Source organism: Panacibacter microcysteis (assembly GCF_015831355.1).
GTDB lineage: Bacteria > Bacteroidota > Bacteroidia > Chitinophagales > Chitinophagaceae > Panacibacter > Panacibacter microcysteis.
The window spans coordinates 632,553-648,395 of record NZ_JADWYR010000002.1; the positions used below are offsets into that span (position 1 = coordinate 632,553).

Annotated in this window: 8 protein-coding genes; 6 read left to right on the forward strand and 2 right to left on the reverse strand. The window is 38.5% G+C overall.

Annotated features, from left to right (window positions below; all coding sequences use genetic code 11):
- Positions 1 to 15 precede the first annotated feature (15 nt).
- The gene (locus I5907_RS14605) at positions 16 to 2,862 is read left to right on the forward strand and encodes a sensor histidine kinase (protein ID WP_231402120.1); all 2,847 of its coding nucleotides are present in this window, start codon (positions 16 to 18) and stop codon (positions 2,860 to 2,862) included.
- A gap of 394 nt (positions 2,863 to 3,256) precedes the next feature.
- Complete coding sequence (locus tag I5907_RS14610; RefSeq protein ID WP_196991551.1) at positions 3,257 to 3,925, forward strand: DNRLRE domain-containing protein; 669 nt, start codon at positions 3,257 to 3,259, stop codon at positions 3,923 to 3,925.
- A 289-nt stretch (positions 3,926 to 4,214) separates the two neighbouring features.
- On the opposite strand, the gene I5907_RS14615 is transcribed toward I5907_RS14610, so the two are convergent.
- Positions 4,215 to 6,689: a YfhO family protein gene (locus I5907_RS14615; protein ID WP_196991552.1), complete on the reverse strand. Its 2,475-nt coding sequence runs from the start codon at positions 6,687 to 6,689 to the stop codon at positions 4,215 to 4,217.
- A gap of 147 nt (positions 6,690 to 6,836) precedes the next feature.
- On the opposite strand from I5907_RS14615, the gene I5907_RS14620 reads away from it, so the two are divergent.
- Together I5907_RS14620 and I5907_RS14625 are read left to right on the forward strand one after the other, a co-directional pair.
- A complete protein-coding gene (locus I5907_RS14620) occupies positions 6,837 to 9,734 on the forward strand; it encodes a sensor histidine kinase (protein WP_196991553.1) in 2,898 nt (965 codons plus the stop codon).
- A gap of 9 nt (positions 9,735 to 9,743) precedes the next feature.
- The gene (locus I5907_RS14625; RefSeq protein WP_196991554.1) at positions 9,744 to 10,493 is read left to right on the forward strand and encodes a LytR/AlgR family response regulator transcription factor; all 750 of its coding nucleotides are present in this window, start codon (positions 9,744 to 9,746) and stop codon (positions 10,491 to 10,493) included.
- Between the two features lie 251 nt (positions 10,494 to 10,744).
- Here the strand turns inward: I5907_RS14625 and I5907_RS14630 are convergent, their stop codons facing one another.
- Positions 10,745 to 12,694: an ABC-F family ATP-binding cassette domain-containing protein gene (locus tag I5907_RS14630; protein WP_196991555.1), complete on the reverse strand. Its 1,950-nt coding sequence runs from the start codon at positions 12,692 to 12,694 to the stop codon at positions 10,745 to 10,747.
- A gap of 305 nt (positions 12,695 to 12,999) precedes the next feature.
- On the opposite strand from I5907_RS14630, the gene I5907_RS14635 reads away from it, so the two are divergent.
- Positions 13,000 to 14,667, forward strand: coding sequence for an ATP-binding cassette domain-containing protein (locus I5907_RS14635; RefSeq protein ID WP_196991556.1), 1,668 nt, complete (start codon positions 13,000 to 13,002; stop codon positions 14,665 to 14,667).
- Complete coding sequence (locus tag I5907_RS14640; protein WP_196991557.1) at positions 14,660 to 15,718, forward strand: glycosyltransferase family 4 protein; 1,059 nt, start codon at positions 14,660 to 14,662, stop codon at positions 15,716 to 15,718. Before I5907_RS14635 ends, I5907_RS14640 begins: the two co-directional genes overlap by 8 nt.
- Positions 15,719 to 15,843: the final 125 nt, after the last annotated feature.

Sequence of the window (15,843 nt, forward strand, 5' to 3'; positions counted from 1 at the left end):
ACACCGGTGTGCTCTTTGGGACAGGAATATAATTACCAGCATTACGACTTGACAACAGGGTTAGCGGGATTGAATGTTTATTCTGTCGTACAAGACCATAATGGTTATTTGTGGATCGGTACTGAAACAGGATTGAGCCGTTTCGATGGAAGGAGATTCAGAAATTATACGACAAAAGATGGCTTGCCTGACAATGAAGTTTTAAAACTCTATGTAGATTCAAAAAACAGAGTTTGGGTGCTTTCGTTTACCAATTCAATATGTTTTTACGAAAATGGGCTTTTACATTCTCCATCTAATGATGCTTATCTTAAAAATCTAACGTTTTCTACAGAACCACAAAATATTCAGGAAGATTCATCAGGAAACATCATAATAACTGAAAGAAAGAAAATACATTTTTTGAAAAATAATGGAGACGTAAAAACCTTTATTAAATATGAAAATTATCAGGTTGTTACTATCGGCATCGGAACAAATAACCTGGGAAATACGATAATCGCTTCAATTTTTGAACATAGAAACGATAGCCTTGTATTACTTGAGGTAGATAGGTTTACTGGCAACGTGAAATACAGCGGCATATCAGACAATTCTTATTTTACTTCTTCTCTTACATTTATATTAACGCCAAAAAATTTAGCATTTATTCACAACAAAAATATTCATTACTTATCTGGTAAAGATTTTAAGTTAAAGACGATCAAGCAACCACCAAACTTCGTAGGCTTCACTGCAATTGACGATACTTCTTTTACCCTGATTTGCCGTGACAAAGTCTTATTGTTTAATGCTAAAAGGAATGCAGTTGTTGATACCTTAATTACAGGAAAAGTGATAAATGCCTGTTATAAGGATAATGAAAACAATTTTTGGTTTGGGACTAATGGCTTTGGGCTTTTCAGACTGTCTTCTGACGCGTTTAAAAATTATGAATTAAAATGGGGCAAGGGTATTTTGCCCATTTACTCGGTCGCGAAAAAAAACAATGTGCTTTATGCTGGAGCAAATAATGCCTTATTGTGGAAAATTAACCTTGAGTCGAACAAAATAGACTCAAAGCAATTCAATTCTTATGGAGAGGGTAGGGTAAGCGAAATTTTATTTGACAGGGAAGATATGATTGTGGGTATAAATGCAATTTTTTCAGTAAATCCTGAAGGAAAAATTGTTAAACTTAATCATGGTACCGCAGTCGCAAAATCGATGGAAAGGTATGGGTCTGATTTATTGGCTGCGACCAATACTAGCGTTATAATCGTTGACCTGGAAAAAAAGACATTAAAAGATACTGTTTGGAAGAGCAGGGCTACATGTGCGGTAAAAATAAATAATGATTATTTGGTTGGCACCATTCACGGACTTTTTCGTGTTGATGAAAAAAAGAAAATTACTGATTTGGGTAAAGAAAACTTTTTGCTTTCTTCCAGGATTTCAAGACTATTTTTAAAAGATGATGCATTGTGGATTGCAACTTATGGGAATGGTATTGTTTTGTATAAGAATGGAAAGATTTTAAGACATATCACAGAAGCCTCTGGCTTAAGCAGCAACATGTGCCGGTGCTTGAAACTGCAGGGCAATTATTTATGGGTGGGAACCGATAAGGGTCTAAATCGCATAAACATCCTTGATACAAATGATAGAATTGTTACATATTCCGCAAAAAGCGGTCTGAGTTGCGACATTATCAACGCAATAGATGTTGATGATTCTCTTATTTATATGGGTACTCCTTATGGTGTCACTGTTTTTGATCCGCGAAGGGCCAAAGAAACATCGATAGCGGCTTTAAATATAGAACGGATTGTAACCTCTGAAGAAAGTAAAACAGGACTTTTTTCAAACATAACATTAAAACCAGGAGAAAAAAAACTCTATGTCGAATACGCCTGTGTTTCATTTAAATCGGATGGGGATATCAAATACTATTATCAATTACAGGGCGATGGCGATAAATGGAATCTTACGAGGGAAAACAGCCTTGAATTTGCCTCATTAAATCCCGGTATTTACCGGTTACGGATTTATGCAGTAAACGCGTTCAATAAAAAAAGTAATACAGTCGAAATAAATATCACCGTCGAAAAGTTCTTTTTCCAGGAGGCATGGTTCATTACACTTGTAATAATTATCGTTGGTTTGCTGGTATATTTTATGTTCGCCAAAAGAGTTGCGTGGATAAGGATGCGTGAACAGGATAAATTGATTACAGAACAAAGATTGAACGAACTTGAACAGCTTGCTTTCCGGTCTCAGATGAATCCGCATTTTATTTTTAATTGTCTCAATTCTATTCAGCAATATCTCTTTACAAAAGATGTAATCGAAGCAAATAATTTTATTACAGAATTTGCTTCGTTAATCCGTCAGACACTCGATATATCTTCAAAAAAAAGTATACAGCTCAGAGACGAAATCAAATATCTATCTACATACTTACACCTGGAGCACACGAGGTTCGAACATAATTTTGACTATACAATAAATGTAGAGAGCATCATTGATACCGAAACAGTGGAGTTGCCGCCATTACTTTTACAACCATTTATAGAAAACGCCATACGTCACGGCGTCAGGAATCTTCAGAATGTCAGGGGATGTATTGAGATAAATTTCCATTTACAAAATGATTATCTTATTTGTAATGTTATCGATAATGGAATAGGAATAAAAGCTGCTGAAAAAATGAAACACGTATTTAGAAGTAGTCATCAATCAAAGGGAGTAAGTTTAATTCTTGAGCGTATAAAAAATATCAACAGGAAAAGCGAAAAACCCATCAGGCTTACTGTTGAAGATAACATGGCCTCTTCGGAGAATCAGGGTACAAGAGTCTCCTTAATGGTTCCAGTAGCTTAGCCTCATTGTCATTTCTCAATTAAACTGTCGGGACTTCTTCATATTAAAATAATTTGGCGAATTGTATTTAATCCAATTGTTTTTACTTTTAAATTCGTATGGAAATGCAGTAAATCCAATTGTCCTGCATCCCTTTTTCAATCTTAAACCTAAACTCATTTATGTAACAATACCCGAACGGAGGCATTTACCCATTCTATCTATTTGCACTTTCTATCGTTTAGCGCTTGTGATAAATATCTGTCGCATGATGTTATGCAAACCTGTTTCTGCTTATGATTTGGAAAACAAGTATGGATAGCAAAGCTTCAAGCAAGCCTTTTATTGCTATATCAATAGTTAAAACCCATAATTACTCACGCTCAATTAAATAAAAATGATCAAAAAAACTGGTATGTTTTTGTTGTTAGTTAGTAGTATAATGTCTTGTAAAAAAGAGGAAATACCTCCCGCCGAGCCACAGAATGGCCAGATAACCGATAGTGCGGCGCTTGACGCTTACGTAGCGTTTTGGGATGGTGACGCTTCGTGGGCCAGTGGTAATGGAGACTGGGCTGAGGAGCTTTCAATGACCTCGTGGACAAATAATGGTTTGCCAATGGGTACAAGATCTTTTATAAAGTTTACAAAGATTTCTGAAGTTCCCGAAGGAGCGACAGTTAGTTCGGCAAAGCTTTATTTATACCCAAAAGGCAGCTCTATTTCCAATCCGCTAAATGGTAATTCAGGATATCCCGGATCTCCTTATAGTACAGATAACGCCTGCATGGTGGAAAGAGTAATTGACGAAGACTGGAATGAAGAAGGCATCACCTGGAACAATCAGCCTGGTGTAACGAGCACAAACGCCGTATTAATTCCCGCATCTAACAGTCAGTGGGATTATAGTGCTGAGGTAGATGTGACTGCTATGGTCAAATCAATCTTACAAGATCCGTCAAAAAACTTCGGGTTTAGGATAAGCCTGTTGAAAGAAGATATTTACAGGTGTTTAATTTTTGCGAGTGCCGAAAATGTAAATGCGTCTGTCAGACCTAAGCTTGTCATTGAATATCAGAAATAAAATGGCTGAAGATATAATGTTACGTTGTCGGCTCACCTTAAGCAATTACATGATTAGCTAATGAAAAAAGAGGCTGTCTCATTCAAAAGGCAGTCTCTTTTTTATGTTTGCAATATTATAAAGCGAGCAACATTGCTACTATCAGCTTCTGTTGTGTCACTCACTTGTACGCCTTGTTCTTTAGTCAGCAGGGTGCAACCGTGCTCAGTAAAGAGAAAACTGCTGAAGAGTGCGACGCAACAAAAGCATCATTAATAAACTACAGCCTGGTTCATAATCTTTCTTGCTCTTATTTAGCAATGTTTCGTTTTCTTCTAACTTCAAAGAATACCGCAAGTAAAGTTAGCACCACAACAATAACCGAAGTAACTGAAGTAATTGTCCAGCCGGTTTTATGGCTTGCAGGTTCAAACCTGTATTCTATAGTATGTTCACCTGCGGGTATCATCATAGCTCTTAGTACATAGTTTGCTTTTGCATACGGTGCAGGCTTACCATCGATATATGCATTCCAGCCTTTGTCGTAATACACTTCGCTGAATACTGCCAGTTGCTCCGATGATGTTTTTGCTTTGTATGTAACCGTGTCGTTGTGATTAGCGAGGAGCGTAATCGTTGCAGCAGAATCGAAAACTCCAGGATTTTTCAGCACATTGCCTACTGATTTTTCAGCAATGGCAACCGTCTGTGGCTCAAATGTATCCAAAGCTTTCATTACGGCTTTTGCATCTGGCTCAAACTGTACAGACTTTACAAACCACGCATTGCCAAGCGCACCGGGGTTCTGTTGTGCCTGGTCGTTTTGGGTAATCACATACTTTGTGTTCAGCATGTTTATTACGGGCAAACAATTGGGGAATTTATATAGCTGGGAGTCGATGAGATCCTGGTAAATACTTAGTTTGGCGGGGTGGTAACCACCGATAGTTTTATGAAAGTAAGCTGTAATAGCTCCTGAATTGAAGGCGCTGCTGATACCTCGTCTCAAATCTAAAACCCTGTAAAAGCTTTTATCCTGTAGTATCTGGTTATCTGCAGCAGTTGGTACAAACTGGCTGTCATAATCTTCTTTTGCTTCAAAATCGTCAGCATTCATATATTTTGTATCGATAGCAATCACATCAATAAAAGAAAATACTCCGATTAACGTAAGCACAATGGCAGGCTTTAATTTGTTCTTTATGTAAAGCCATAATGTAACGGCAGCAATAATTATGAAGAACAAAGAACGTAGCAGGTCACCAAGGAATAGCCCTTTTCGGTCTTCCTGCAGGCCTGTAAAAAATTCTTTTACCGGGGTTTTGATCTGGTCATCCATGCTACTTACCTGTTTAAGTAAATCTCTGTCGTTATTGGTCAAATAATCAAAACTTATATACAACATAATAAGCAATACGAAGATACCGCCGTTTATAAGCAGGGCTTTTTTGTATGGCTGCACCAACGCAGACAGGTTTGATGTTGACATAATCTTTTCGAGTGCCAGCACTGCCATCATTCCCAGCAAGAGCGTAGGTACAACAATGATCATGCTGGGTGCCCTGAACTTGTTATACATTGGTAAATATTCAAGAAACAACCTGTTAACATCTTTAAAGTATCCGCCCCAACTCATGATAATTGTCAATATGCAGCATGCAAGTATCCACCACCTGTACTTCCTGTCTACTATCACAAAGCCAACAATTGCAAGAAAACAAACGATGACACCAACATATGGCGGGCCTGCGGTACCTACACTTTCAATGCCACCCCAGTAATAACTCATGTTTCTTGCAAGCTGTTGTCCAAGTTCCTGCGGCATGCTTTGCAGGGCGGCGATGGCTTTTGACTTATCCTGTTCAACTTCAGGCCTGCCGCTGCTTCCGCCAAACATACGCGGCACCATCATCACAAATGGTTCGCTGATGGCAAAGCTATAACTGAATGCATAATCTTCGTTAAGGCCTGATGTGCCTTTTGATGCCGTATCGCCGGATACGCCTAACTGGCTGCCGCCTCTGATTGTTTCTTTGGAATACTCATAGTTTGGTAACATCATAACAGCATTTGTAGCAATACCTATGCCTGCTGCAAGAAGCACGGTTACGGTTACTATAGCAAGGTGCTTATAGTCTTTTTCTCTTATTGTTTTTATGATAAATGCTACAGCCATGAAAGCAGCAATTATAATAGCATAATAGACGATCTGGTAGTGATTTTCAACAACTAGCGCAGAAGTAAAGAGCGCCGTGAGCGCAGTACCCCATAAATATTTTCTGTTTATCAGTAATAAGAGCGAGCCTATAAAGCCCGGCATCAATGCGATCGAATACATTTTAGTAACATGGCCTACCGTAATGATTATAGGGTTATAAGTTGCATAGGCATACATTAGCGCACCAATAATGCCTATCCACGGTCTTATGCCTAAAACCAAAGCAAGAAAATAGAAGCATATGCAAGCAAGAAAAAAGAAATCAAGTGGCTGTGGCAAACCTGCAGATAAGATTATAATAAAGTAACCCGGTACAATATTGTTACTATAACCTGCTATCATGTAACCTGGCATACCGCTGAACATACTATTTGTCCACAAGGGTGCATGACCAACACTATCTGTATAATCAATCATTCCCTTACTCATTCCCACCCATTGAGCAAGATCGTGTTGCTGCATAACTTTCCCCTGCAAGGCAGGTTTACAGTATAATGCCGCAACAACTAAAAAAATCACTATTGCAATAATGTGCGGGTAAATTTTTTGCCAATTAATATTTTTCATACTTACATTTAAGTGCGGCAAACCTACAAGAAGTCTAGAATAAATACAAAATGTAAATTGCATGTATTGACTGACTTCTGTTTGGCAAGTAAGTCTCATTTGGTACTAATAGCGTGTATCAGTATTTCCATAGGTAAATAATTCATGATGAAAAGCCTTTTGGTAGTTATATCACTTTTCTGCTTTAAACTACTGCATGCGCAATCTTATAACTACCAGCATTATGATGTTTCTAATGGCCTGAGTGGATTGACAGTTTATAAAATTATTCAGGATAGAGAAGGTTTTATGTGGTTTGCAACCGAAACCGGTCTAAGCAGGTTTGATGGCACTAATTTTAAAAATTTTTCCACGGCTGATGGATTGCCCGACAATGAAATTATCGATTTGTCAATCGACAGTAAAGGTAGAATGTGGATATTGCCTTTTACAAATGCTATATGTTACTATAAAGATGGGCTGTTTCACAATCAAAAAAATGATAGTTTATTAGCAAGGATAAGTCTGATTTCAGAACCCACAAATATTGCGGAAGGGGAAAATGGTGAATTGATTATTTTAGATCGACGACAAATTGTCATCGTTACACCGGAAAAGAAATTAAGAATTATTAACCGGCTGGAAAACCATTTAATATCTCCGTATGGTGCGGTGTTGGTAGAAAATAATACTATTTCTGTACCTGTCGCTTATGGAGTAGAACATGCTAAATTTTCATTTCTCAATATTTCAGAAGACAGTTTTTATCTTAGTCCACCAGAAGATGCACGCCAATACATTTGGACAACTAGCCTCACCTCCTTACTAAAACCGTCTTTAAAAATTTTTCAAGTTGGAAAATTTCTAAAAATCCTGCAAAAAGGAAAAAAAAGTTATGTTACCGTTCCAGATAATATGCTTGGCTTTGATTTATTGAACGATTCGATGCTTTTCGTGAATTGCAGCGATAAAGTGCTGCTTTATAATTTTTACCAACATCAATATACCGATACCTTTTTGCTAAATAAAGTTGTTACAAATTCATTTCTCGATTCCGAAGGTTCCTATTGGTTTGCCACCAATGGTTACGGTGTTTATAGGCTTGCAAGCACTGCTTTTGTGAACTACAACTTTGTCGTTGGCGGCAACTTACTGCCTGTTTATTCAATAGCCAAAAGCAATCAAAAGCTTTATGTGGGAACGAACCGGGGAAAGGTTTGGGATATTAATTTGATTAATAACTCAATTTCTGCAAATGTTGAAGTATCGTCTCCCGGAGAAAACCGTATAACCGGCATTGCTTTCTATGATGCTAAAACGATTGTTGCATCATCGTCACTTGAGTCTCTCTGTATTTTTGAAAATGGTAAAAAGACCCGGCTAATCAAAGGTGCATCTGGTAAAGATCTATACTATGATAAAGATCAGATTTTGATATCAACCATTGTGGGTGTTTACAAACTTAAATTTGGCGAAACAATTAGCGATCCGGCATTTTTGACTACGCGAACAACTTGCTCCATTTTTTTTCAAAATGACTATTTTATTGGAACACTGAAGGGGCTTTTTAGAACTAAAGAAACGAATATTAAGGATTCGATTTTTCTAGGCGAAAAGTTTCCATTACTCACTTCCCGAATTTCTGCCTTGGCTAAAACAAACCATAGCATTTGGGTGGCTACTTACGGAAATGGTATAATTGAGTTTGACGGAGAAAAAATTCTTTCTCATTATACCCAGGCAAATGGACTCTCAAGCAATATGTGCAGAGATATTTTTGTAAGCGGTGGAAAATTATGGGTTGGGACAGACAAAGGCCTGAATGAAATAGATCTGACGCTTAATAAAATCAGCAATAAATACACCACTAAAGATGGATTAAGCAGTGACATAATCAATTGTATATATGTCGAAAATGATTCTGTATTTGTTGGAACTCCTTATGGGCTTACGTTTTTTTCTCCTAACGCTATCGACAAAAAGTCAATTGCAGTTTTAAACGTAAACAAGATAGCCTCGAAAGACAGTGTATGGCTTGCCTATGCAGATAGCTTTACACTAAAACCTTCCGACAATAAGTTTTATATCGATTATGCTTGTGTTTCCTTCAAATCTAATGGTAACATACATTATTATTATAGACTTGTTGGTCTTGATAATGAATGGCACAATACCAAAGAAACTTCCATAAATTACCCATCTCTTCCCCCTGGCAACTACCAGTTCCAACTCTATGCTGTCAATGCATTTGGTAAGAAGAGTAATGAGGTAAAAATAAGTTTCTCAATAGAAAGTTTTTTTTATCAAAAGGCATGGTTTCTTACGATCGTTTGTATTTTAGGTATTTTAATAGTCTGGTATTTTGTATCACGCAGAATTAAGAAAATTAGAGCGGAACAAAATGACAAGCTCAGAACCCAAAAAAGACTTACAGAACTGGAACAATTGGCTTTTCGTGCTCAAATGAATCCACACTTTATATTCAACTGTCTTAACTCCATTCAGCAATACATCTTTTCAAAAAGCGCATTGGAAGCCAACAAGTTTATTACTGATTTTTCCTCTCTAATAAGGCAAACACTCGATCTTTCTGCTAAAAAGAATATTTCTTTGGCAGAAGAAATCAGATACATTTCCACCTACCTCAGTTTAGAGCATACCCGTTTTGATAAGAGTTTCGATTACTCGATCAATATCGACGGTAACCTCAATACAGAAGAAATTTTCCTGCCGCCATTATTAATGCAACCTTTTGTGGAGAATGCTATCAGGCATGGTATACGTAATCTAAATAACAGGGAAGGCGTTATCAACATTGATTTTTCGCTTGCCGGCGATTACCTGGTTTACCAACTTACTGACAATGGTATCGGAATTGAAGGCTCACTAAAACTCCGTGGTAAAAATGTCATAGAACACCAGTCAAAAGGTATGACGCTGATCCAAAAACGCATTGAAGCATTAAATGAAGAATCCTCTAAATCAATTGAAATGGCGATTGATTATTTGGATATTTCACAAAAAAAAGGAACAAAAGTTATCCTGCGATTGCCTGTATATATTTAAAATTGCAATATGATTAACGCCGTTATTATTGAAGATGAAGCAGCTAATGTCAAGATCCTCCGCAGTATGCTTGAAGCCTATTGTCCCCAGGTAGAGGTTTTGGGCGACGCCGGCACCGTGTCAAAAGCACATGATCTTATTAAATTAGAAAAGCCCGATCTCGTTTTTCTCGATATAGAAATGCCCGGAGGCAATTCTTTTACGTTGCTTGATAAACTAAAGCCATGCCATTTTGAAATAATTTTCGTAACAGCTTATGACAAATACACGCTTAAAGCAATAAAATATAGTGCGCTCGATTATTTGCTAAAGCCTGTTAGTATTGAAGAATTGATCGCCGCTGTAAACAAAGTGGCTGAAAAGATCAATAAGCGCCAGTTCCAGCAAAGGATTGAAAACCTGCTGGCAAATGTAGAACCCTCCAAACGAAGCCTTCAGTCATTGGCCGTTCCTGCTCATTTTGGCTATGAATTTATCGTGGTCAGCAATATTATTCGTTGCGAAGCGGAAGGGCGCTATACACTCTTTTTCATGAGCGATGGCAGAAAGATCGTTTCTGTAAAAAACCTGAAAGAGTATGAAGATTTGCTGCCCGAAGATATCTTTTTCCGTATTCACCATTCCCATCTTATCAACACTAACTTTATAAAACGCTACCACAAACTAAATGCAATTGTGGAAATGGAGGATGGCATTAAGATACCACTTGCTACAAGGCGTAAAAAGGAGTTTTTAATAAATTTTATAGGAGAGGAGTAAAGCAGTTATTACAAATATCCCAGCACTTATTCCTAAAAATGGCGCAGTTATTTCGTCACATCAAATTGATTCGATCCTTCCCCTTAGTTTAGCTACAGATTGATAAATAACAAATAGTAGTTAAGTTTTTTTTAATATCCCATTTCTCCCTAAACCCTACCTTTTACATCTCCCAGGACATAATACTCCGTCGGGTTATGTGAAAAACAGAAGCCGTCCGTGACGGTTTTTTGTTTTTAGGTATACACCATTTATCCTTCCAGCCTTACAATTTTTTCAAACAACTCTTCATATTGTTTTTCCGCTGCCGAAAGCTTTGATAAGACGAGTTTATGCTCGTGTTCTACCTGCTGAAATTTATTTCTGTCAGCATAGATACCAGGATTTCCAAGATCCGCCTCAAGGGTAGTTTTGCTGTTATTTAGCCTGTTAATGTCTTCTTCCAGTTTGCTAAACTGTCGTTGCAGTTTTTGTAATTCTTTTTTTTGATCTCTGTCGGCAACGTTTTCCTGCGTTTTGGCAGGTTGTTCTGCAATTTTTTGTACCGGTTCTTTTACTGTCTCTTCGGCAGGTTTTTGTTTTGCCATACGTTCTTTCCAGTCAACGTATTCCTTGTAAGTACCTTTAAAAACTTTTATCTCATTGTCAATAATCTCCCAAATGGTATTGGCAGTCTTCGAAATAAAAAAGCGGTCATGGCTTACAAGTATAGATGTACCCTCATATTTGTTGAGTGCCTCAGCCAGTAATTCCACACTATGCATATCCAGGTGGTTTGTAGGCTCATCAAGCATCAGAAAATTACCTTTGCCTGCAATTACTTTAGCCAATGCTACCCTTGCCTTTTCTCCTCCGCTCAATACCTTTATCTTTTTATCTACATCATCTCCGCTAAAAAGAAAACAACCCATTAATGCACGCAGTTCCAGTTCTGTTTTACCACTGCCACATTCCTTCATTTCGTCAAGAATGGTGTTGTTAACATTCAATGCCTCCAGCTGATGTTGTGCATAAAAACTTTCATCCACATTGTGGCCCCATATTCTTTCTCCGTCAAATGTTTCAGTACCTGCAATCATTCGCAATAAAGTAGATTTACCTTTTCCGTTCGCGCCAATCAGTGCTATTTTATCACCACGGTTAATTTCTGCTTCGGCACCATCAACAATCGTAAGGGCACCAAATTTTTTAGTCGCATCTTTTAAAGTGGCAATAATTTTACCGGGCTGTTTATCTACTTTAAAGTTTATTCTCAGGTTGGGTCTTTCAATTTCAACCTGCTCTATCCGCTCAAGTTTATCAAGCTTTTTCATAATACTTTGCGCCATGGCGGCTTTACTAGCCTTTGCCCTGAAACGTTCAACCAGCCGCTCGTTCTGGCGTATGTAATCCTGCTGGTTTTCAAAAGCGCGTTGCTGCATTTCAATACGCAAAGCTTTTTCAGTCTCGTAATAATCGTAGTCACCCGTGTAATGATGTAATTCCTGTTGGTAAACCTCCACAATTTTATTAACCATACGGTTCAGGAAAAATTTGTCATGGCTCACAATCACTACGCTGCCCTTATAATGCAACAAATATTTCTCCAGCCACTCAATAGACGGGAGATCAAGGTGGTTCGTAGGTTCATCCAGCAAGAGAACATCGGGTTGTTGCAATATCATTTTAGCAAGCAGTACACGCATGCGCCAACCTCCGCTAAATTCTTTATACGGTCGTTGTAATGCACTGTTCTCAAAACCTAGTCCCTGTAAAACTTCTTCTGTTTTATGATGAATGTTGTACCCATCCAATACATCCATTTCGTGTAACTTGTCTGAATACTCATGCAGCAACGCCTCATCTGCCGCACTATCGCCGGTAAATGAAGGCGACTCCATTTTTTTTACGAGCAGGTCAAGTTCTTTTTCCAGTTGCTTAACCCGCTCAAAAGCGCCCATAGCCACTTCAAGTATCGAATCGTTTGTATCAAAACTCAGCAAATCCTGGTGCAGGTAGCCAATGGTTGTTTCCCTGCCCCGCTCAACGGTGCCTGCACTCGGTAAATATTCCCCTACAATAACTTTCAGTAAAGTTGATTTACCCGTGCCGTTATACCCTATCAGCCCCGTACGGTCACCGGGCATTATATGCCATGTGGCATTCTCAACAATTAATCTCGACCCAAATTCAAACGTTACATTATTCAGACCAACCAACATAATTTCAAAAAATTGAACGGCAAAAGTAAATCATTACAGCACAGTTTGCAAACGATACGCAAAGTACGGCTGGCATTATAAGCCATTACCCGTAAAGAAGCAGGAGTTTTTTTTCATGATTTCGGCTATTGGTTTACATGGCATCGTCCCTTGCGTCGCACACTTCATCTGCAAACCATTATTCAACATCGATGCGGGTGTAGCAGTTGCACTGTCACAAACATGCCAATGACCGGCCCGGTACACTTAATTTTTTTTCTTTTCTTATATCCTATAAATTGCCGCTTCACATCAACCAGGCTTTATTGAAAAAACTGCTTCGCAATATCAGTGTCATTCTTTCCAAAGACGAGAAAAGAAAACTTGGTTACCTGACTGCGCTCAACATCTTTACTGGCATAGCAGATATTTTTTCGATCTTTTTTCTTTTTGTGGTTATCAATTTTTATTCTCCCCAAACCACCGGGGTAAACATACTTTCTTCCTTCTTTTCGCATAATAAAGACCATGTATTGATACCTGGTATACTGTTACTGGCAGTTTTCTTAGTTAAAAGTATACTTGGGTATTATGTTTCAAAAGCTCATTACCGGTTTATTAACAATGTGGCATCCGGCATATCAGAGAAAAACCTGCTTTTATACCTTGAGGGTGAGTATTCCGCTTACACAATGACAGATTCTGCGGCATATACGCGAACAATCTGTTTTCAGCCCGTAGAGTTTGCTCATTTCGTATTGTCAGGCGTACTACAGGTTATTACAGAAGCAAGCCTGGTAATTTTAACTATAACAGCCTTGTTGATTTACGATGCAAAATTGCTTCTTATCATCGCTATTGTACTATTGCCCGCTATCGGTTTCCTGTCATATATCACCAAAAAGCGCTTGTCGGGCATCAGGAAAAACATCAGTACTGCTAATGAGCAGAACATCCAGTTTCTTCATGAGGCGCTTGCCGGTTATGTAGAAAGCAATCTGTACAATAAAAATTTATTGCTTGCTGACAGGTACAATAAAACGCAATCTGTGGTTAATAATTACGTTGCCGATCTCCAGATAACACAAGCTATACCTTCCCGCTTTTTTGAAGTGTTTGCCATCTTCGGATTGTTTGTATTTATATTAGCAGGTCAATACAATGACAGCGGAAACGCACTTGTCTTCTTCACGTTAGGGGCTTATATGGCGGCTGCTTATAAAATCATCCCTGGTATATCCAGGATAATCAACGTCAGCAATACCATCAAAACTTATTATTATACGGTAGATGAATTGCTTAAAAATAATAAGCCGCCTCAAAACAACAGCAAGCCCCGGAAAGAAGAAACGATCGTTTCCGTTACTGCAACCGATGTATGTTTCAGCTATGACAATAAAATCATTTTTGATCATTTCAATTGCAGTTTTACAGTTTCGTCATTTACGGCAGTTACCGGTGCTTCAGGGAAAGGCAAAACGACGTTGATCAACCTTTTACTCGGATTTCTGCAACCAGTTAAAGGAGCTATCAGGGTAAACGGAAATCCTGTTAACGAAGCAAACAGGAAAATGTACTGGCAGGACATCTCATACGCCAAACAGGGAGCATTTCTTTTACACGACACAATACGCAGAAACATTACCTTACTGGAAGATAAATGGGATGAACCGTTGTTGGAAAATGCCATAAAGCACAGCCTGCTTTCCGATTTTGTCAATAGCTTTCCTGAGGGTCTTGACAGAATGATTACGGAAAACGGCAGAAACATAAGTGGTGGCCAGAGACAGCGTTTGGCAATTGCCAGGGCACTTTATAAAAATAGCAATGTAATTATTTTAGATGAACCTTTTAATGAACTGGATGAAGCTGCTGAGCTATCCATTATGAAATATTTCAGGCAACTGGCAGACGAAGGCAGGATTGTAATTCTTGTAACGCATAACAAAGCAAACCTGCATTTTTGTACCAATATTATTTCACTGGATGCGTAAACAGGATGCTTTGGTAATTTTCACTCCGGCTTTTCCAAAAGATGAGCAGGACGAGTATTGGTTGCCCTGGCTGCAGGCATTTGTAAAAGCGGTGAACCGCAACAGCCCCGGGCTAAAGATCATTGTGTTTGCTTTCCAGGCACCGGCTTCACGGAAGGAATATGACTGGTATGGAAACAAAATATTTGCTTTTGATGGTTTTTACAAGAAACGTTTTGCGAGGCTGATGATGTGGTTTCAAATCTTACAGCAGGTTGGTCGCATTCAGAAGACATATAATATAAAAGGCATATTCAGCATGTGGTGTCACGAATGTGCCTTTGTGGCGAAGAAAGCAGCAACGAAATACCAGGTAAAACACTATTGCTGGTTGCTGGGAGGAGACGCAAAAAAATCTAATACGTATGTAAAGAAAATCAAACCAACCGGGAATGGACTGGTGGCAGCATCAGATTTTCTAAAAGATGAATTTTATAGTAATCATGGTATAATGCCCGCCCATGTTATTTACCACGGAACTGATGCTGGATTGTTTGCTGCCAACAGTATGCAAAGAGATATTGATATATTGGGAGCAGGTAACCTGCATGCTTCGAAACAGTATGACATATTTGTTGAAGTTATTGCACAGGTGAAAAAGCAAAGGCCGGATGTTAAAGTGGTCTTATGCGGAGATGGTGAAGAGCGTGCAAAAATTGAGCAAATGATCGCAAATCTCGGGCTAACCGCAAACATAGAAATGACCGGCCAGGCAAAGCATGCATCAGTTTTGCAATACATGACCCGATCAAAAATTTTGTTGCATACTTCTGCCTATGAGGGATTTGGAACGGTTTGTACAGAAGCACTGCATGCGGGAGCATATGTAATTAGTTTTTGCAAGCCTATCTACAAACCTGTAGAGCATTGGTATAACGTGGCAGACAAAGAAGAAATGGTAAACATGCTGATAAGCCTGTTAAGCGCTGATAAGCGGGATCACAAACGGGTTGTTGTGCAAAACATTGATAACACTGCACAGGAGGTAATAAAATTGTTTGGCCACATATAATGTAGTAACATGCAGTAAAACGCTATAGGTTTTTTGGATGCAGGCATCGCGTGTTATGTTTTGAAACGACTTTTTGAAAGCGCTTCGAAGATGCCCATTGATCAGAACGTACAAGAGTGCGACGC